19 protein-coding genes are annotated in these 17017 nt (G+C 68.6%); 3 read left to right on the top strand and 16 right to left on the bottom strand.

The window, feature by feature from the left end; genetic code table 11:
* Positions 1-30: 30 nt before the first annotated feature.
* Positions 31-993 (bottom strand): matrixin family metalloprotease, encoded by a 963-nt coding sequence (locus tag ACX80J_RS14865; protein ID WP_459348309.1) that lies wholly within the window; start codon positions 991-993, stop codon positions 31-33.
* Positions 994-1266: 273 nt separating this feature from the next.
* Here ACX80J_RS14865 and ACX80J_RS14860 point away from each other — a divergent pair, with 273 nt between their 5' ends.
* Positions 1267-1512, top strand: a complete 246-nt coding sequence (locus ACX80J_RS14860) for a hypothetical protein (protein ID WP_459348308.1) — start codon at positions 1267-1269, stop codon at positions 1510-1512.
* Positions 1513-1619: 107 nt separating this feature from the next.
* Here the strand turns inward: ACX80J_RS14860 and ACX80J_RS14855 are convergent, their stop codons facing one another.
* From ACX80J_RS14855 to ACX80J_RS14830, 6 genes are read right to left on the bottom strand one after another with little or no spacing between them, the layout of a single operon-like run.
* Complete coding sequence (locus tag ACX80J_RS14855; protein ID WP_459348307.1) at positions 1620-1967, bottom strand: hypothetical protein; 348 nt, start codon at positions 1965-1967, stop codon at positions 1620-1622.
* Positions 1968-1989: 22 nt separating this feature from the next.
* The gene (locus tag ACX80J_RS14850; RefSeq protein ID WP_459348306.1) at positions 1990-2721 is read right to left on the bottom strand and encodes an SDR family NAD(P)-dependent oxidoreductase; all 732 of its coding nucleotides are present in this window, start codon (positions 2719-2721) and stop codon (positions 1990-1992) included.
* A complete protein-coding gene (locus tag ACX80J_RS14845) occupies positions 2718-3482 on the bottom strand; it encodes an SDR family NAD(P)-dependent oxidoreductase (RefSeq protein WP_459348305.1) in 765 nt (254 codons plus the stop codon). Before ACX80J_RS14845 ends, ACX80J_RS14850 begins: the two co-directional genes overlap by 4 nt.
* Positions 3469-4857, bottom strand: coding sequence for an MFS transporter (locus ACX80J_RS14840; RefSeq protein ID WP_459344909.1), 1389 nt, complete (start codon positions 4855-4857; stop codon positions 3469-3471). Before ACX80J_RS14840 ends, ACX80J_RS14845 begins: the two co-directional genes overlap by 14 nt.
* A complete protein-coding gene (locus ACX80J_RS14835) occupies positions 4857-5744 on the bottom strand; it encodes a polysaccharide deacetylase family protein (RefSeq protein WP_459348304.1) in 888 nt (295 codons plus the stop codon). The genes ACX80J_RS14840 and ACX80J_RS14835 overlap by 1 nt, the downstream gene beginning before the upstream one ends.
* A 42-nt stretch (positions 5745-5786) precedes the next feature.
* On the bottom strand, positions 5787-6785 hold the full coding sequence (locus ACX80J_RS14830; protein WP_459348303.1) for an asparaginase: 999 nt from the start codon (positions 6783-6785) through the stop codon (positions 5787-5789).
* Positions 6786-7007: 222 nt separating this feature from the next.
* Between ACX80J_RS14830 and ACX80J_RS14825 the strand changes: the two genes are divergently transcribed.
* Positions 7008-8114: a LacI family DNA-binding transcriptional regulator gene (locus ACX80J_RS14825; RefSeq protein ID WP_459348302.1), complete on the top strand. Its 1107-nt coding sequence runs from the start codon at positions 7008-7010 to the stop codon at positions 8112-8114.
* On the opposite strand, the gene ACX80J_RS14820 is transcribed toward ACX80J_RS14825, so the two are convergent.
* The 8 genes from ACX80J_RS14820 to ACX80J_RS14785 form a co-directional block, all read right to left on the bottom strand.
* The gene (locus ACX80J_RS14820; protein WP_459348301.1) at positions 8069-9076 is read right to left on the bottom strand and encodes an alpha/beta fold hydrolase; all 1008 of its coding nucleotides are present in this window, start codon (positions 9074-9076) and stop codon (positions 8069-8071) included. The genes ACX80J_RS14825 and ACX80J_RS14820 overlap by 46 nt on opposite strands.
* Positions 9077-9197: 121 nt before the next feature.
* On the bottom strand, positions 9198-10163 hold the full coding sequence (locus ACX80J_RS14815; RefSeq protein ID WP_459348300.1) for a 5-oxoprolinase subunit C family protein: 966 nt from the start codon (positions 10161-10163) through the stop codon (positions 9198-9200).
* Positions 10153-11055, bottom strand: coding sequence for a 5-oxoprolinase subunit B family protein (locus ACX80J_RS14810; RefSeq protein ID WP_459348299.1), 903 nt, complete (start codon positions 11053-11055; stop codon positions 10153-10155). Before ACX80J_RS14810 ends, ACX80J_RS14815 begins: the two co-directional genes overlap by 11 nt.
* Positions 11052-12407 (bottom strand): acetyl-CoA carboxylase biotin carboxylase subunit, encoded by a 1356-nt coding sequence (locus ACX80J_RS14805; RefSeq protein ID WP_459348298.1) that lies wholly within the window; start codon positions 12405-12407, stop codon positions 11052-11054. The genes ACX80J_RS14810 and ACX80J_RS14805 overlap by 4 nt, the downstream gene beginning before the upstream one ends.
* A gap of 2 nt (positions 12408-12409) precedes the next feature.
* Entirely contained in the window at positions 12410-12649 is a 240-nt protein-coding gene (locus ACX80J_RS14800) for an acetyl-CoA carboxylase (protein WP_459348297.1), read from the bottom strand.
* A gap of 24 nt (positions 12650-12673) precedes the next feature.
* On the bottom strand, positions 12674-13417 hold the full coding sequence (gene pxpA, locus ACX80J_RS14795; RefSeq protein WP_459348296.1) for a 5-oxoprolinase subunit PxpA: 744 nt from the start codon (positions 13415-13417) through the stop codon (positions 12674-12676).
* Positions 13418-13617: 200 nt separating this feature from the next.
* Complete coding sequence (locus tag ACX80J_RS14790) at positions 13618-14400, bottom strand: pullulanase X25 domain-containing protein (RefSeq protein WP_459348295.1); 783 nt, start codon at positions 14398-14400, stop codon at positions 13618-13620.
* A gap of 336 nt (positions 14401-14736) precedes the next feature.
* Positions 14737-15837, bottom strand: coding sequence for an SDR family oxidoreductase (locus ACX80J_RS14785; RefSeq protein WP_459348294.1), 1101 nt, complete (start codon positions 15835-15837; stop codon positions 14737-14739).
* Positions 15838-16062: 225 nt separating this feature from the next.
* Here ACX80J_RS14785 and ACX80J_RS14780 point away from each other — a divergent pair, with 225 nt between their 5' ends.
* On the top strand, positions 16063-16485 hold the full coding sequence (locus ACX80J_RS14780; RefSeq protein ID WP_459348293.1) for a DoxX family protein: 423 nt from the start codon (positions 16063-16065) through the stop codon (positions 16483-16485).
* 33 nt (positions 16486-16518) lie between these two features.
* Here ACX80J_RS14780 and ACX80J_RS14775 read toward each other — a convergent pair whose 3' ends face one another.
* Positions 16519-16842 (bottom strand): NIPSNAP family protein, encoded by a 324-nt coding sequence (locus ACX80J_RS14775; RefSeq protein WP_459348292.1) that lies wholly within the window; start codon positions 16840-16842, stop codon positions 16519-16521.
* Positions 16843-17017: the final 175 nt, after the last annotated feature.

Below are 17017 nucleotides of genomic sequence, written 5' to 3'. Positions count from 1 at the left end.
TAGGGATGCTGCACGCCGGGGGTCAAGGACTCACAGTCCGGGCACGCAGGGACCGGTGCCGAGCAGTGCGAGGCCGGCGCGGTCTCCGTCGCCGAAGGAGGTCTGCCCGATGTTGTCCGCGTACATGAGCTGATGAGGGTCATCGACGTGATCGAGCCCGACGACGTGCCCGAGCTCGTGCATGATGGTCGCCTTCAGGTACGCGCGGCCGTCCGGGTACTGCAGGGTCTCGGCGGCATCGGGTGCATCGAGCTGCACCTGCCCGCCCACGTACACCAGTGGGTGTCCCGGTATCTGGGCGTAGTCGCTGCCGCCGAGGCCGGCCACGTCACCCTCGAGTCCCGGGATTTCGCTGGGGCCCGTCCATGTGATGAGTACCGGGACCCACCTCTTGCCGTACAGCTCCGGCTGGTACAGGTCGCGGTCCTCAGTGGGCGCCTCCGTCGTGGTGCCGTCGTCCACGAACTGCAGTCCTGTGGCGGCCGAGACCTCCGCGACGGCTTCTTGGACGAGTCTCTCCGACCCCGCCGGGGCGTTGTCCGGCCGGACGACGTAGTGCACGGGGCGGCAGGGGTCGTACGCCACCCACTCCTGGTCCTCGACCGGCGACTCCATCAGCTTGAACGCGTTCGACGCCGGTGCGGGCGGCGGAACCCCGAGTGGGACGTCGCCGGCCTCGACGCCCCGGGGCGGCACCTCGGCGCCGGGCAGGTACGGCAGGGCGGCGGGCAGCACGTAGCGGTCGAACAGCGTCGGCGTCAGGTACAGGAGGACGAGGAGCGCGAGCGCGCCTACGGTCCCGAACCGCAGCCTTGCCCTCGGCCGGCGGCGCTTCTTCGGTGCCGGACCGGGGCGCCAGGGCGGGGGAGTAGAGGCCTGACGGAGGGCGTCGTCGAGCGACCATTCCGGGATCCTGCCCGACGGCGACCGGCGCACGCCGTTCATCCGGGCGTCGCGGCCCTCATGGAACCACTCGCGATCCCTTGCGCCCATCGACCCGAGCCCTCCCCCTAAATGATCCTCGTTCATCCTGCTGTACGCGCCGGGACGGTTTGCCCGATTCCGGGTGACCTTGGGCAAAGCTGCGCGAAGGCTGATGCGGGTGCGGTGCGTGCCGGCAGGCTCGGTGACGGCGGTTCGGCGGCGGGTGGCTCGGGTGCTCGGCGCGGCGGCGGTTCGGCGGCCCGGAGTGCCGTCGACCAGGGCTTGGTGGACCGGGTGCGGCGTCGTGCACGCGTTTCACCGACAGATTGCTCCGATGACGGCGTGTTGGAGCGCGACACGCGCTTCAAAGCGAAACGCGTGCAGGAAGCCGCGCAGGCCCCGCCGTCGATCCCGGTTCTCGCCTGTGCGCGTGCCGCAGACCGGATTTTCCTGCCGCAACAGGCGCTTCCAAGCGAGCATTTGGGCGCAAAGCCGCACATGGCATGCCTTCGTTCCCGGCTTTTGCAGACGTACGGCTCGAGGACCGGCGTGTTCCGCCGCGACACGCGTTTGGGGCGTCAAAACTAGAGAACGACGGCGACTCAGCCCGCAACGACGACGGCCCCGCCCACTGCGAAAGCAGCGAGCGAGGCCGGTCTGGCAGGACCTACGGCGCTAAGGCGCTCCGGCAGCCGTCAGTGGGCGCACACCGAAAGTCCTTCCTGCAAGACCCGCCCGGCGAGCGGGGACGCACCGGGCAGCCCGTCGGCGATGCGCTCCCTCAATCGTGCCGCGGCCTCAGGCGACCGCACAGACTGCTGCAGCAGCGCGGTCCACAACTGCTCGACGGTGTCGCACCTGGTGCTGCTGCCCGTGCGTCCCGCGAGGATCCAGGAGTCGCCACTCACCCGCACGACGGGCCCGCCGGGCAGCCCGGTGGTGATCGAGTTCACCAGTTGCGCCACGACCAGCAGGTCCCGCGTGGTCCGCACCGGTCCGAGCGCCGGATCGGCGACGACCGTCCGGCCGCACGCCCCACACATCAGGAGCCCTTGACGCCGGTCGTCACGGCATCACGTCGCCGGAGTTCGGGCCGAGGGTCTGGCCGACGAACAGGTTGCCGCCCGGATCGCTGGCGAGGAGCAGGGCCGTCGGAGCCACCTCGGCCGGCACGCCGAACCGCCGCAGGGGCAACTCCGCACGCTTCGCCACCTTCCAGTCCTCGGAGATCCCGTCGACGAGCGGTGTCTCGATCGGTCCAGGGGCGATGCAGTTGGCCAGGACGTTGTCGGCGGAGACCTCGAGGGCCAGGGCCTTGGTCATCCCGATCACCCCGGCCTTCGCCGCGCTGTAGTGGCCGAGTCCCGTGCCGCCCTTGATGCCCAGCTGCGAGGAGATGTTGATGATCCGCCCCCATCGCTGTTGCCGCATCGAACCGACCACTTCCCGGCAGCAGAGGAACACCCCGGTGAGGTCCACCGAGATGGTCTCCGACCAGAGCTCCAGCGACATGTCCTCGATCGGGGACTCGGTGAGCAGCCCGGCGCTGTTGACCAGGATGTCGATGGTCCCGACCCGGTCGCGGGCGGCCGCGAAGGCGCTCCTCACGCTGTCCTCCCGCGCGACGTCGATCTCGATGACCCCGGGCCCGGGGGCGCGGTCCAGCACCACCACCGTGTCCCCCTGTGCGGCGAACCCGTCGGCGATCGCCGCCCCGATCCCGCTGGCGCCTCCGGTCACGACGACGGTGCGGGGACCGCCGGCACCCCGGGGACCGCCCGTTCCAGCCGCCGTCATGCGCGCATCTTGATGGTCAGGCCGCCGTCCACGATGAGCGACTGCCCGGTGATGTACCGGGAAGCGTCCGAGGTCAGGAACCCGATCACGTCGGCCACCTCCTCCGGCCGGCCCACGCGCCCCCACGGGATGTCCTTGCCGGCCCGCTCGAGGCCCTCGGGGCCCAGTGAGTTGACCGGGTCGAGGGACTGGGGTGTCTCGATCAGGCCGGGGATCACCGCGTTGGCGCGGATCTGCCGCGGCCCCAGTTCCGACGCGACGCTCCGGATCAGCCCGAGGACACCCGCCTTGGCCGAGGCGTAGTGCGCGTGTTCCTCCCACCCGTACACGCCACCGGCGATGGAGGATACGGCGACGAGCGCACCCGGTCCGTCCATCCGCTGCGACGCGGACCGCAGCGTACGGAGCACGCCGGTCAGGTCGACGTCGAGCATGGCCGTCCAGAGATCGTCCGTCAGCTCGTTCAGCGGAGCGTTGCGGAGGATACCCGCGTTCGCGATGGCGTAGTCCAGGCGTCCGTACTCATCCAGGGCGCGCTGTGCGAACGCATCCACCGAAGGAGTGGAGCGGACGTCGACCTCGTGGATGACGGCCTCGCCGCCGGCGGCCCGCACACCGGAGAGGGTCTCCTCCGGGTCGTGCGGGTCGCCGGGGAAGGTGCCGATGACGGTCCGGACGTTCCGGCCGGCGTAGTGGACGGCGAGGGCGCGGCCGATACCGCTGGCGGCACCCGTAACGATGGCTACCTCAGACTGTGGCATGGGGCTCCTCGAGGGCGACGGCCGCGACGGGCCGGGCCGCGATCATCAGGACGCCGGAGAGCAGGGTGCCGACGGCGCCGACCCACAGGGCCGCCGCACCGGTGCCTGCCGCAGCGGCGACGATGGTGAACAGGGCGCCGCCGATGATCGTCCCCGGTTGGCTCATGGCGCCGATGAAGGCAAGGCCCGTGGCCCGGCAGCTGACGGGGTAGCACTCGGCCATGAAGTACTGGATGGCGGCGTAGGGGCCCACCAGGAAGAACAGGCCGGTGCCGTAGGTGAGGATGATCAGGAACGGGCTGGAGACGAGGGGGCTCAGCATCACGGCGAAGGACAGGCCCGAGATGATCCAGCCCACGATGATGGTCCTCTTCCGGCCCACCTTGTCACCGATCCAGCCGTGGAAGACGTAGCCGAAGTAGGCGAGCATGTTGATGACGATCAGTAGCAGGAAGGCGTCGGTCAGCTCGACGCCCTTGGCGTTGGCGAGCACCGAGGTGCCGAGGACGCTGAAGATCGCGATGCCGAAGAAGTTCAGGATCCAGGCGAGTGAGAAGACGATCGTGTTGCGGCGGAACTCGCCTTCCCAGATGCGCTTGAGCGGCGACACCGAGGAGTGCTCGACGCCGTAGGCGGCGGCGAGTGCGTGGGCTTCGTCGCTCTTGCCGCCCTTCTCCAGTTCGGTGAGGCGCTGGTGCAACTCGAACTGCGGCGTCTCCTTCAGCTTCTTGCTGATGAGCAGGACGATGATGATCGCCGGGATCGTGGCCATGAGGTAGAGCGCGCGCCAGCCCAGGAGGGGCAGGAACGCCAGTCCGAGGGCACTCGCGAGGAGGAAGCCCAGCGGCCAGCCGCCCTGGATGAAGGAGTAGTGGAAGCCGGGACGCTTGCGCTTCCGCTCGTCCTCGGTGACCTGGTAGACCTCGTTCATGTAGGTCGCATTCACGGCCTGCTCCGAGAAGCCCAGTCCGCCGAAGGACCGGACGAGGACCAGGAGCGCGTTGCTGGCGAAGCCGAGGGTCGCCGGGATGAGGGCGGTGATGCCGGAGATGACGGCGGTCCCGCCGACGGTCAGCATCATGCCCTTCTTGCGGCCGAGGCGGTCGATCACCGGTCCGATGCCGAAGCAGACGATGGCCGTTCCGACCGCGATCCAGGTGTTGACGGCGTACGCTTCCGGCGCCGTCCAGCCGAACTCGTCCTGCATGGCGGGCAGCAGGGTGCCGAACAGTCCGTAGTCGAAGACCGCGACGGTCCAGGCGCAGAGGGCGAGGACGGTCGCCGTGCTGGTCTTCTTCTTCGAGAACACGGGGAAATTGCGTTGCTCGTTACTCGTCGGTGTCGAAAGGTCGACACCCGCCTCTTTGGTGGACATCAGTTCGATTCCTTTCGGGGATTGCGTGCCAGGAACGAGTCGGCGATCTGGTCGAAGGTGTGCCAGGTGACTCCCTCATGGGAGTTGAAGTGCTGAATGAGGCGCTCGAGCATGAGCAGGACCTGCGGCCGACCCGAGACGTCCGGGTGGATCGTCATGGTGTAGACGGCGGAGTCCATCTCGGCGTAGACCCAGTCGAACTGGTCCCGCCACATCTGCTCGATGTCCCGGGGGTTGACGAAGCCGTGGGAGTTCGGTGAGGCCTTGATGAACATCATGGGAGGGAGGTCGTCGAGGTACCAGTTGGCCGGGATCTCCACGAGGTCGGTCTCCTGCCCGCGGACGAGGGGCTTCATCCAGGACTCGGCGGGCTGGGTGTAGTCGATCTTCGTCCAGCTGTCGCCGACCCTCACGTAGTAGGGCTCGAAGTCGTTGTGCATGAGCGAGTGGTCGTACTTGATGCCGCGCTCGAGCAGGATCTCGTTGGTGATGGGCGAGAACTCCCACCATGGGGCCACATAGCCGGTAGGACGCCGGCCCGAGACCTTCTCGATGAGGTCGATCGACCTGTCGAGGATCGCCGTCTCCTGCTCGCGGGTCATGGCAATCGGGTTCTCGTGCGAATAGCCGTGGACGCCGATCTCGTGGCCGGCGTCGACGATCATCCGGGTGAGGTCCGGGAAGGTCTCGATCGAGTGGCCCGGGACGAACCAGGTGGAGGGGAGGGAGTACTTCTCGAAGAGGCGCAGGATCCGGGGACCGCCGACCTCCCCGCTGAAGAGCCCGCGGGAGATGTCGCAGGGGGAGTCCTCGCCGCCGTACGAGCCGAGCATGCCGGCAACGGCATCGACGTCGACGCCGAAGGCGATCTGGATATCTTTTGTCATGGGTACGGCCTTTCCTGGTGGGGATGGGGGACGGGTGGTCGGTCAGGGGTTTCCGCGCTTGCGGACGTGGCGGGCGACGTCGTCGGGCGGCAGTCCGAGCGCGAGCAGCGCATGCAGGAGGGTGCGTGCCTGGGACGGGCGGAGCAGCCCGGACGGGACGGCGCCTGCGTCCTCGAGCGTCCTGCCACCGCCGGCGCCGTAGACGCCGCGGACCGGTCCCGCATGGACGCGGGTGCTGGTGACGACGACGACGCCGTCACGCACCGCCGTGCGCACGGCGTCGCAGAGCTCGGCATTGGCATTCCCGAGCCCGGTGGCCTCGAGGACGATCCCGCGGGCCCCAGCGTCCAGGGCGGCGGCGAAGAGGGTGGCGTCCGCACCCGGATAGGAGGGGACGATGTCCACCCGGACGGAGCTGCCGATCGGGGGGACGTCGAGGGGCTCCGGCCGCGTCGGCGCCGGGCCGAGCGTAATGGTCCCGGTGCCCGCGACCGACCCTGCCGCTCCGAGGTCCGGGTTGTTGAAGGCGCGCAGGCGCGTCGTCTCCGTCTTCCGGGTGCCGGGCAGCGGGAACACCTCGCCGTCGAACACGATCAGGGCGCCCCTGCCCCGCGCGTCAGGTGACGCCGCGAGGGCGATGGCGGCCCGCAGGTTGGCAGGGCCGTCCGGATCCTCGCTGTCGGCCGCCCGCTGGGCCCCCGTGAACACGACCGGGCGGGGGTCGTCGTGGAGGAGGTCGGCCAGGTAGCCCGTCTCCTCCATGGTGTCGGTGCCGTGCGTGACGACGACGCCGAGAGTGTCCGGGGATGCCAGGGCGGTGCGGATGGCGGTGCAGACCGAGAGCATGTCGTCGAAGGTGAGGAGGTAGGAGCCCTTCTGCATGAGGTCCACGACGTCCACGGCGAAGGCGTTCTGCCCGGCTGATGCGAGCACGGTGCTGCCCGCATCGGCGGCGACGGTCGCGCCGGCTGAGGATTCGGCGCGGGAGGCGATCGTGCCGCCGGTCGCCAGCAGCACGACCTGCCCGGTTGTGGTTCCCATGCTGTCCTCCCTTACCCAATCGTTTGGGTAGTCGCCACGGGGTCCAAGGTCCCGATCAGGGACGAGGAGTTGTGTGGGGCTACCTACCAAGGAGCGAAAGCGGACCCAAACGTTTGGGTTTGCTGAGGAAAACCCTAGGATGTGAGGTGGGTCTCGTCAATGGACTGCTCAAGAGTTCACGAACGCGAAACACACCCGGAACTGGAAGGAAAGGGGGCAGCCGTGAAGGCACCAGGCAAGGGACGTGCAGCGGTGACTCTGAAGGACCTCGCTGCAGAGCTGGGGATCCACGTCTCCACCGTGTCGCGGGTGCTGCATTCGAACACCGACGTGGCTCGCGGGGCGGCGTCGACGGAGACTGCGAAGAAGGTGCGGGACCTCGCAAAGCTGCGGGGCTACTCGCCCGACCCGCACGCCACGAGCCTTCGTACCCGCAGGACGCGGGCCATCGGGGTGATCGTGCCGCGGCTCTCCGACCTCGTCCTCGCGACCATGTACGAGGGGGTCGAGGAGGCTGCCGCCGAGAGCAACCACTCGACCTTCGTGATGAACTCCCACGACGATCTGGACGAGCAGCGGCGGAAAGCCGAGATCATGCTGGCGCGCCGGGTCGACGGGCTGATCCTGGGGGACGTTCACGCCGGCAGCAGCCTGGTCGACGACCTCACCGCCCGCCACGTGCCGTTCGTCCTCATGAACCGCCGCTACCCGGGATTCCCCTCCTCCACCTGCGACGACACGGCGGGTGGGCGCCTGGTCGCGGACCACCTCTGGAGCACCGGGCACCGATCCGTCGCTATCCTCGCGGGCGAGCCCTATGCCAGCACGGGAGTGGACCGGACGGCAGGGTTCGTCGAGCGGTGGCACGAACTGGGCGGCGAGGTGCCGAGAGACCGCATCCTGTACTGCCGCTTCGACACGGAGGGTGGCCGGGAGGCGGGCGACAAGCTGCTGGCCCTCCGGGGGAACATGCCGACGGCGGTGTTCGCCGTCAATGACTTCGCGGCCATCGGTGCGATGGGGGCCTTCCGTGCCGCCGGACTCGTCGTCGGCCAGGACATCGCCGTCGTCGGGTTCAATGACACGTCCCTCGCCGCGCAGCTCCCCATTCCGCTGACCTCGGTGCGTTCACCCATGGTCGAGATCGGGCGGGCCGCCGTGGGCATGCTGCGGCGAGTGATGAACGGCGAGGAGGTCGACTCCGTGCGCCATGCCCCCGAGCTGTTCGTGCGTGAGAGCAGCGCATCGGCCCGCGTCGGGGTTCTGGCGTCCAGCCACTCCGGTCAGTCGGCGAGCAGCTCCCTGATCCCTTCGTCGATGAATGCCTGATCGGCGGGGTTGAAGGGAGCCAGATGGCCCCAGATGGTCGGGATGGGCCTGGTGATGGCACCCGGTATGCGGGCGGCTTCGTACTCGCTGTCGATGGGCGGGAAGTACCGGTCCGTCTCGGCGTTCATGATGATCGTCCTCGCACGGATCGCTCCGAGCGCGGCGTCGAAGTCGCCACCGAAGGCGGGATGGTCGCCGAGGTCGTTGTGCATCCAGGTCCGGATCTGCGCGAGGAGGTCATTGGCGTCGCACTTCAGGAAGAACGGTTCCCAGAAGATCTCGATGAACTCCTCCGGGCTGGCGGCGCCGAACCCGCGGTACACCTCCTCGCGGTAGAACGGCTCGGAGAAACCCCAGCCGGCGTAGATCGACGCGAAGGTCCTCAGTCCCCGCACCGGGGGTTTGTCCCCGTAGAAGCCGTCATTCCAGTCGGAATCCCCGGTGATCGCACGGATGAGGGCGTGCAGGAACACCTGGTTGTAGTGCCCAGTGCGGGCCGACCCGGAGATGGGGGCTATCGCCTCGACCATCTCGGGGTGCAGCGCGGCCCAGGCGTAGGTCTGGGCGGCGCCCATGGACCAGCTGGACACCAGGCGGATCTTCTCGATCCCGAACTCCTCGGTCACCAGCCGGTACTGGGCATTGATGTTGTCGTACACGGTGACCCGTGGAAACGTGCCCCGGCCGAACGGGGGAGGTGTGTTGCTCGGCGAGGAGGAGACGGCCGCCCCGAAGTGGTTCGGCACGATGATGAAGTACTCGCTCGGTTTCAGGGCGCGGTCCTCGCCGGTCATCCACGTCGCCGTATCGGTGGGTGTGGCGGTGAACCAGGTGGGACACACCACCACGTTGTCCTTCGCCTCGTTCAGCTTCCCCAGCGTCGTGTAGCCGAGTTGTGCCGAGGGAAGGACGGAGCCCTTCTGGAGGCTGAAATCCCCCAGGTCGAAAAGCCTATGCTCCATTGCATTGCTCCCTTCGCTGAGGCTCCGTCAGTGGAGCCCAGCCCGATCGTACAGACGGCGGGCCACCCGGTACAGAGCGGGAGTGCGGCGAGGTCGGACGGCCCTCACTCCCGGACGGCACTCACTCCCGGACGGCCCGGCGGATCCTCGCCGCGTCCGCCCGCGCGGCGATCGCCTGCTCCATGGTCACGGCCTCGAAGTGCGTCACCGTCCCCGGTGCGCTGCGGGCGACGAGGTCCATGTCCGCGCTGATGACTGTGGCGACCATGGCGTACCCGCCGCCGGAGACGGCGTCGCGGTGCAGCACGATCGGTTCCTTGCCGCCGGGGATCTGGATCGAGCCGATCGCATAGCCTGCGTCCACGATGTTGGACGGGTCCGACCCTGCACCGAAGGGCTGGGTGCGCGGCTTCCACGCGATGTCCGGGCCCGAGTAGCGCAGGCCGGTGCGGTCCGCCACGGGCGTGAGTTTCCATGCGGCGCTGAGCAGGGTCTCCATGCCCTCGGCCGTGAGCCGGTGGTCGTACAGGCCCGACAGGATACGGACGGTGACCTCCTTCGCGTAAACCGGGCGCAGGTCCTCCGGGATCGAATCCCGGCCGGCTCCCGACGACGGCCCGACCTCGCCCACAGGGACCGTGTCCCCGGGCTTCAGGGTGCGGCCCTGCAGGCCGCCGAGCGCGCCGAGGGCGTAGGTGCTGCGGCTCCCGAGGACCACGGGGACGTCGATGCCGCCCTGGACGGCGATGTAGTAGCGCGTGCCGCCCGAGAGCATCCCGAAGGACACCTCGTCCCCCGCAGCGAGTGACAGCCGGGTCCACTGCTCCGCCGTCGTGCCGTTGACCTTTACCTGGACGGGCGCACCCGTGACGGCGAGGACGGCGTCGGTGTCGGTGGTGAACTTCGGGCCGAGGTAAGCGCATTCGAGGACGGCGTCCGTCGGGGCGTTGCCCACCAGGGCGTTCGCCATCGAGGCGGACAGCTGGTCCATGGCGCCGCCCTGCGGGATGCCGACGTTGTAGTAGCCGAGCCGGCCCTGGTCCTGGACCGAGGTGGCGAGGCCGGGTTCGAGGATATTAAAGGCCATTGAGCTTCTCCAGAAGGTCCCGGTTGTGGGCGGTGGGATCGGTCAGGGCCTTCTGCAGGTCGAAGGTGACCGGGGCCTGACGGTAGGTGAACGTGCCGGCGTCGACCTCGGCCTGGATGGCGCGGTATTCGTCCTCGTCGACGGGCCGGAACTTCACGATGTCCCCGGGCCGGAAGAAGATCATGAAGTCCGAGAAGTCGCTCAGTTTCTGCGCCGGGTCGAAGATAGGCGCCGCGGCGATCCCGAACATCTGATAGCCGCCCGCGCCCCGCACGGAGTAGATACAGGCGAAGCAGCCGCCGTGGCCGACGGTCAGCGGCGGCGTGTCCGTGCGCGGGCTCAGGTACTTCGGGACCTCGAGCTGGTCCTCCTGCGGGACGATCTGGAACATGAAGGGCAGCCCGGCGACGAAGCCGACCATGGACACCAGCCAGGGGGACTCGTGGTGCTTGCTGATGAACTCCTGCGGGGATGCGAGGCCGTTCTCCTCTGCGGCGAAGTCCAGGTCCGTCCCCTCCGGGCGCTGGTGGCCCTTGCGGAAGCGGGCGCCGGTTTCGCGCGTGTAGGGGTCGTCGTACCAGACGGGGATCTCGATGATGCGGGTCTCCAGTGTCTGCTCGCTGAGCTGGGCCACTTCCTCCTCGACCTCGCGGACGAGCGCCTCCAGTCGGTCCGGCGGCACCGTGTCGGGGTCGAAGCGCAGCAGGAGGGAGGCGTTCGCCGGGCAGATGTCCACGACACCGTCGATGGCCCGCGCGGTCAGCCGTGTCGCCATGGCGTTCGCCTTGAAGTTGGCGGCCAGGCTCATGCTCTCGGCGATCTCGACGAAGAGGAACTCGTCGCCGCCCCAGGTGTAGCGGGCGGCGTCCAGCTGCTGGGAAACGGAGGTCATGACTGGGCTCCGAGGAGGTCGGGGGTGGACTCGAGGAACTTCGAGTGGTGGGTGACGTCCCGTACTTCAGGCCGCTGGAGGACGGTCGACAGGAGCGGGAGGGTGGTCTTGACGCCCTCAATCCGCACCTCCCCGAGTGCGCGCACCGATCGCTGGATGGCCTCGGCCCGGGTCTCGTCCCACACCACCAGCTTGGCGAGCAGCGAGTCGTAGTAGGGTGCAACGGCGGATCCGGCGACGACGCCGGAATCGATTCTCACGCCGGGGCCTCCCGGCCACTCCAGGCGCTGCAGCGTGCCGGGGCTCGGCATGAAGTTCTGCGACGGATCCTCGGCGTTGATCCGGAATTCGAAGGCGTGGCCCCGGAAGGTGATGTCCTCCTGGCGGAGCCGCAGCCTGCCGGTGGCCGCCACGAGCAGTTGCTCCCGGATGAGGTCGAGGCCGGTCACCATCTCCGTGACCGGATGCTCCACCTGGAGCCGGGTGTTCATCTCGATGAAGGCCGCCCGCTCCTGGTCCGCGTCGTAGAGGAACTCGATGGTCCCGAGACCGGAGTAGCCGCACTGGAGTCCGAGCTCGATCGACGAGGCGAGGATGGTCTCGCGGACGTCGTCGGGCAGGGACGGAGCGGGGGCCTCCTCGATGATCTTCTGCTGGCGACGCTGCAGGGAGCAGTCCCGGTCACCGAGGTGGATGACGCGGTCACCGTCGCCGAGGATCTGCACCTCGACGTGCCGTGCGCGCTGGACGAAGTGCTCCAGGTACACGGCGGGGTCGCCGAATGCCGCCTTCGCCTCCGCGCGGGCGACGTCGACCGTTGCGACAAGGTCCTCCTCCCGAGTCACGAGCCGGATGCCCCGCCCGCCGCCACCGGAGGACGCCTTGACGACCAGCGGATAGCCGACGGCGTAGGCGATGGGCAGGGGGTCGACGTCGGGGTCCAGGGCGCCGTGGCTCCCCGGCAGCGTGGGCACGCCCGCGTCCTCCGCAGCCTGCCGTGCGCGGGACTTGTTGCCCATCAGTTCGATGGCGTCGGCTGAGGGGCCCACCCAGGTGATCCCAGCGGCGGCGACAGCTCGGGCGAACCCCGCGTTCTCGGACAGGAAACCGTAGCCCGGGTGGACGGCGTCGGCCCCGGATGCTTCCACGGCGGCGAGCACCGCGGCGGTGTCGAGGTAGCTCTTCGCCGCCGACGCCGGTCCGATCACCCGGACGTCGTCGGCGAGGGACGCCGCGTAGGAGTCGCGGTCCGGTTCGCTCGCCGCGAGGACCGTTTGAAGTCCCAACTCCCGTGCCGCGCGGATGACCCGTACGGCGATCTCCCCACGGTTGGCGATCAGCACCCGTTCCATCGCTAGCCCTCCGACACCGTAGCGATGACGTCGCCGGGATTCACGGTCCCGGAGTCCTCGACCGCGAAGCTGTCCAGGGTGCCGGAGACCTCGCTGCGGATCTCGGAGAACTGCTTCATAATTTCCACGACGCCGATGGTCTGGCCCGCCTCGATGGAGTCTCCTTCGTTCGCGAAGGGTTCCTTGTCCGGTCCGGGCTTGCGGTAGAAGATGCCTGGCAGTGGGGAGACGATGTCGGCCACGGGGAGTCCTTTCGGGAGGTTGGGTCAGTAGCTGTCGAGGGCGGAGCGGACTGCTGCCGCCACGGCGGGTGAGTTGGGCGCATCCGAGTGGACGCAGATGCTGTCGAACGGGATGGTGAGCAGGGTGCCGTCCGAGGCCTCGACCTGCCCGTCGGAGAGCGCGCGCGTCACGCGGCGAGCGGCCGCTTCCGGATCCGTCGGTTCCGGGCGGCGCTGGATCAGTAGTTCGCCGGCGGGTCCGTAGTTAAGGTCCACGTACAGTTCGGCGACGAACGGTATGCCGAGTTCCTCGCAGACGGACTGGTGGGCCGTGCCGGCGATGCCGTAGATGGGGACGTCGAAGAGCCGGGCCACGCGAGCCGCACTCCGCATCAGCTCCGGGTCCCGGGCCAGCATGCCGTACAGGGAGCCGTGGGGCTTGATGTGGTTGAGGGGCGCTTCCTCCCGCCGCAGGAAGGCGCTGAGGGCTCCGACCTGGTAGAGGATGATGTGCTCCACCTCGGCGGGGGAGAGCTTCATCTCGCGGCGGCCGAAGCCCACGAGATCCGGCAGTCCGGGGTGCGCGCCGATCCGGACGCCTTTCCCGTGGGCCGCGGCGACGGTGTCGGCCATGGCGTCCGGGTCACCCGAGTGGAAGCCGCAGGCCACATTGATGGCGTCCACGGTGTCCAGCAGTGCGAGGTCGTTGCCGAAGGAGTGGAGGCCGAGGGATTCGCCCATGTCCGAGTTGATCATCGGCGTCGCACGCCGCGCTCCGGGGTCCGTCATGGACCAACCATAGTGATCAGCCTGCTGACGATCTAGGGGTTGCGCCCCTCCTTCTGCGACGCGGGAGGACAGCTGCGTCTGCTTTCCGGCCCGGCAGGTCCTGTGTGTGCAGGATCAGCACGCGCTGGAGTGCGCCCGCCAACGACGACGGCCCCGCCCGCTGCCGGAGCAGTGGACGGGGCCGAGGGCCGGAACCGGACCTAGGAGGTCTCGATGTCCTTCGTCCCGTAGTCGAACCGGATGGTCACCGAGGTATCGGAGAGCAGGTGCAGTTCATGGTTGTCGCCGTCGCGCACCCCGAACCGGCCGTAGTTCTCGTCCCAGGAGCCATTGACGAGGATCTTGAACTGGTAGTTGCCGGCGGGCAGCTGGAGGGTTTGCTTCCAGATGTTCTCCGTCGGCTCCCACACGAACTGCAGTTCGCGGAGGTCCGTACTCCAGTGGCCTGCCTCACCGAACAGGGGGTCGAAGTTCCCCGAGAGGCCGACCGACTGCGGCTGGTCCTGCCACGCCTCGTCGGCGGCAGTGTCCGTCGGCGCGTGCTCGGGGGCGGTGTCCGAGACCTCGAGGGTCGGCGTGACATCGGGCGGAGTCGGGTCCTCGGCTCCCGACGAGGATGCAGGGCCGGACGGCGCCAGGTCCGCCATCGTCTCCGAGACCTCGGCCGTCTCGGGTGCGCGCTCGGCCTGATCGACCTGCGCCTCTTCACCGAGGGACTCGGGCGCCTGCGGTGCGTGTGCGGGGGCCTCGGCCTGCTCGGGGACCGGAGCGCCGCTGATCATCGCGTTCACGAACTGCTCGGGATCGGTGAAGGCGTGAACGGCGCGGACGCCCTCCTCCGTGGCGGTCCAGCCGCTGCGGCCCTTGACGAGCCAGCCGGCCTTCACGAGCTTCGCCGTCGCCGTCGTCAGGGCCTTGTAGCCGCGGGGGACACCGCCGCCGAGGAGTTCGGCTTCCTTGTCGTCGAAGGGAACCTTCGCCACGGCCTGGGACAGCAGTTCGCTGGGTGCGACGGCGGTTCCGGACTTCTGGTTGTCGGCCAGGAGGGCGAGGGTGGCGCGGAGTCGTTCGTTGGTGCGGTTCCGGGGGGCGATGGCGGTCTCCTTCGTGGGCGTGCTGGGGCGTTCTGCCGTCCATCATCACCGAATCTGCGTGCGCACGGTAGTTATTTCCGGGAACGGATTGCTGTCCGGGCAGGCCTTCGGTGCTGGCGCGATGGACGGCAGCACCCTGATTTTATCGGAGGCTGGGAATTTCCGGTGTGTATGACGAGAAGCCGCGGCGACATTGCGCGCCCCGACCCGTCCCGCCGGATCCTGTCAGGCCAGGGGCGGGATGATCCGAGTGGCGGCCAGTTCGTCGAAGAGCTCGAGGAATCGGTCCTCCGTGTCGAGGCAGTCGGCGAATCCGTGCTGCCGGGCCTTGATGGTCGAGGTGACGTTGTCGAAGCCCGAGCGGAAGAGGAAGTCGCCGAAGGACCAGCCCACGAGGTCCTCGTAGGGAGTGGGGACGAGGCCGTACTTCGTCACCAGCCGCTGCCAGAGGTCCTGGTGCTGCGGCATCGCCTCGGACAGCGGGACCGGCTGCGGTTCGGCGTAGTCCATTCCGAAGTGGCGGGCGAAGACCGGCCACAGGTGTCGCCACCGGATCTGGTCGCCGTTGGTGATGTTATAGACCTCGGCGGCGGCTCGCGGCTCCAAACCCGCCCAGACGGTCGCGCGGGCCAGCAGCGACGCGTCGGTCACCTGGTAGAGGGCGTCGTAGGCGGCGTGGGTGCCGGGGAAGCGCAGGGGCTGGTCGAGTTCCCGGCAGATGCTCGCGTAGACGGCGATGACCATGAGGATGTTCATCGGGTTGCCGACGGCGTACCCCACCACACCCTCCGGGCGCAGCATCGTCGCACCGAAGCCGTGCTTTGCTGCGGCAGCGCGGAGGATGTCCTCCTGCTCGTAGTAGAAGTTGGGCTGGATGAGCCGCGGATCGCGTTCCTTCGCGGGGGTGTTGAAGTAGCCCAGGTGGGCGCCGTAGGCCTTCCCACCTTGGTAGAGGGTGACGTGACGAAGGGGTGCGCCGGCTGCCTCGAGGCCTTCCAAGGTATTGACCAGCAGGGCACTGTTGACCTCGATCTGCTCCCTGGTGGTGGGCCGCTCGATGTAGGCGCCGAACACCAGGTGGGTCGTGTCCCGGGCGCTTTCCAGTCCGGTCCGCGCTGCTTCCGGGTCGAGCAGGTCCACGGACAGGTGCTCCCACCGGGCACCGGCAACCGGTCGACGGCTCAGTCCGCGGACCGGGGTCCCTCTGCTGAGGTATTCGTCCGCGACATGCCGGCCGATGACTCCACCCGCACCGGCCACCAGCACGACACTCGACGCGTCCGTTTCGGCGGAAGGCGCCGTCGGGTTGGTGTTCGCATTAGTCACGGGAGTGCTCCTTCGACGTCGGGATCGGTACCAGTGGCAGCGGCGGGGATTCCGGCTTTCCGGTCGACGTCAACAATATCCAGAGGGCGCGCTCGCCAGGCGGGGTGCGTTCGGGATGCTGTCTAGTCGGCCGGTGGTGTAGTGGGTCGGCCAAAGCGTGCATCCCGTGGTCCGGCCGCCTCGTGCTCGCCGGTCGGTCGATGACTCGGTGCTAGGCTCCGCCGGATGACGCCTCCAGCGCGCACCTCCCCGGTCCGGACCCTCGCACGCGTCGTGCTCGGAGCGTTTCTCCTCTTCGCCGGGACCGCGCATCTGACGGTGGCGCGGTCGGAGTTCACCGCGCAGGTCCCTTCCTGGCTGCCGCTGGATGCTGACGTCGTGGTGGTGGCATTTGGCATCGTCGAACTGGTGCTCGGCGCGGCGCTGGTGGCCCTCGGGCGGCACCAAGTGCTGGTCGGCTGGGTCGTCGCGGCCTTCTTCGTCGCCATCTTCCCCGGCAACGTCGCCCAGTACGTCGACGCCGTGAGCGCGTTCGGACTGGACACTGATGCCGCCCGCCTCATCCGCCTGTTCTTCCAGCCCGTGCTGATGCTGTGGGCGCTGTGGTCCACAGCCGCCTGGCGGGACCGGCGGTTGCTCCGGCGCTGACGCTTCTGCTTCGGCTCGGGCAGCTGACAGGGATCAGCGGGCGACGGCGATCGGGTAGAGGTCCGTGCCCTCGAGCATCACTGACTCGATCTTCGCCGCGAGTGGCCCGTCCACCTCGGACGCCGACTTCGCATCGATCCACCGCTGGTCAGCCTGGAAGGCAGCCCAGTTCGCCTTCGGATCGCCGTCGTGCTCGAGGATGTAGACGAGGACGTCGTCGGTCCCGACGGGGGTCCAGTAGCCGAGGCTCTTCATGTTGTGCTCGGTGAAGAGGCCGATCGTGTTGTCCCGGAAGCGTGTCATCAGGGCGTCCATCTTGCCCGGGTTGGCGGTATAGGTGCGGAGTTCGTAGGTCATGTGGTGCTCCCTGTGAGGACGACGATATGGGGGCAGTGGTGGCAACCACGGCCCCGCCCAGCATAGGCACAGCGGCCGACGGTGATCAGTTCAGCTACGCGCCACCGGCGGCCGGGCTCGTCGAGATCCTGCTGTTCTCCTGTGCTTTTCCTTCAGAGTCATGCACCGGAGCTCT

Source organism: Arthrobacter rhamnosi (assembly GCF_054510975.1).
This window is presented reverse-complemented; position numbering and strand designations above follow the sequence as displayed.

Excerpts from the sequence above, each read along its gene's own strand:
- ACX80J_RS14865 (WP_459348309.1), bottom strand. The coding sequence starts at position 993 with ATGGGCGCAAGGGATCGCGAGTGGTTCCATGAGGGCCGCGACGCCCGG.
- ACX80J_RS14855 (WP_459348307.1), bottom strand. The coding sequence starts at position 1,967 with ATGTGTGGGGCGTGCGGCCGGACGGTCGTCGCCGATCCGGCGCTCGGA.
- ACX80J_RS14850 (WP_459348306.1), bottom strand. The coding sequence starts at position 2,721 with ATGACGGCGGCTGGAACGGGCGGTCCCCGGGGTGCCGGCGGTCCCCGC.
- ACX80J_RS14845 (WP_459348305.1), bottom strand. The coding sequence starts at position 3,482 with ATGCCACAGTCTGAGGTAGCCATCGTTACGGGTGCCGCCAGCGGTATC.
- ACX80J_RS14840 (WP_459344909.1), bottom strand. The coding sequence starts at position 4,857 with ATGTCCACCAAAGAGGCGGGTGTCGACCTTTCGACACCGACGAGTAAC.
- ACX80J_RS14835 (WP_459348304.1), bottom strand. The coding sequence starts at position 5,744 with ATGACAAAAGATATCCAGATCGCCTTCGGCGTCGACGTCGATGCCGTT.
- ACX80J_RS14830 (WP_459348303.1), bottom strand. The coding sequence starts at position 6,785 with ATGGGAACCACAACCGGGCAGGTCGTGCTGCTGGCGACCGGCGGCACG.
- ACX80J_RS14820 (WP_459348301.1), bottom strand. The coding sequence starts at position 9,076 with ATGGAGCATAGGCTTTTCGACCTGGGGGATTTCAGCCTCCAGAAGGGC.
- ACX80J_RS14815 (WP_459348300.1), bottom strand. The coding sequence starts at position 10,163 with ATGGCCTTTAATATCCTCGAACCCGGCCTCGCCACCTCGGTCCAGGAC.
- ACX80J_RS14810 (WP_459348299.1), bottom strand. The coding sequence starts at position 11,055 with ATGACCTCCGTTTCCCAGCAGCTGGACGCCGCCCGCTACACCTGGGGC.
- ACX80J_RS14805 (WP_459348298.1), bottom strand. The coding sequence starts at position 12,407 with ATGGAACGGGTGCTGATCGCCAACCGTGGGGAGATCGCCGTACGGGTC.
- pxpA (WP_459348296.1), bottom strand. The coding sequence starts at position 13,417 with ATGACGGACCCCGGAGCGCGGCGTGCGACGCCGATGATCAACTCGGAC.
- ACX80J_RS14780 (WP_459348293.1), top strand. The coding sequence starts at position 16,063 with ATGACGCCTCCAGCGCGCACCTCCCCGGTCCGGACCCTCGCACGCGTC.
- ACX80J_RS14775 (WP_459348292.1), bottom strand. The coding sequence starts at position 16,842 with ATGACCTACGAACTCCGCACCTATACCGCCAACCCGGGCAAGATGGAC.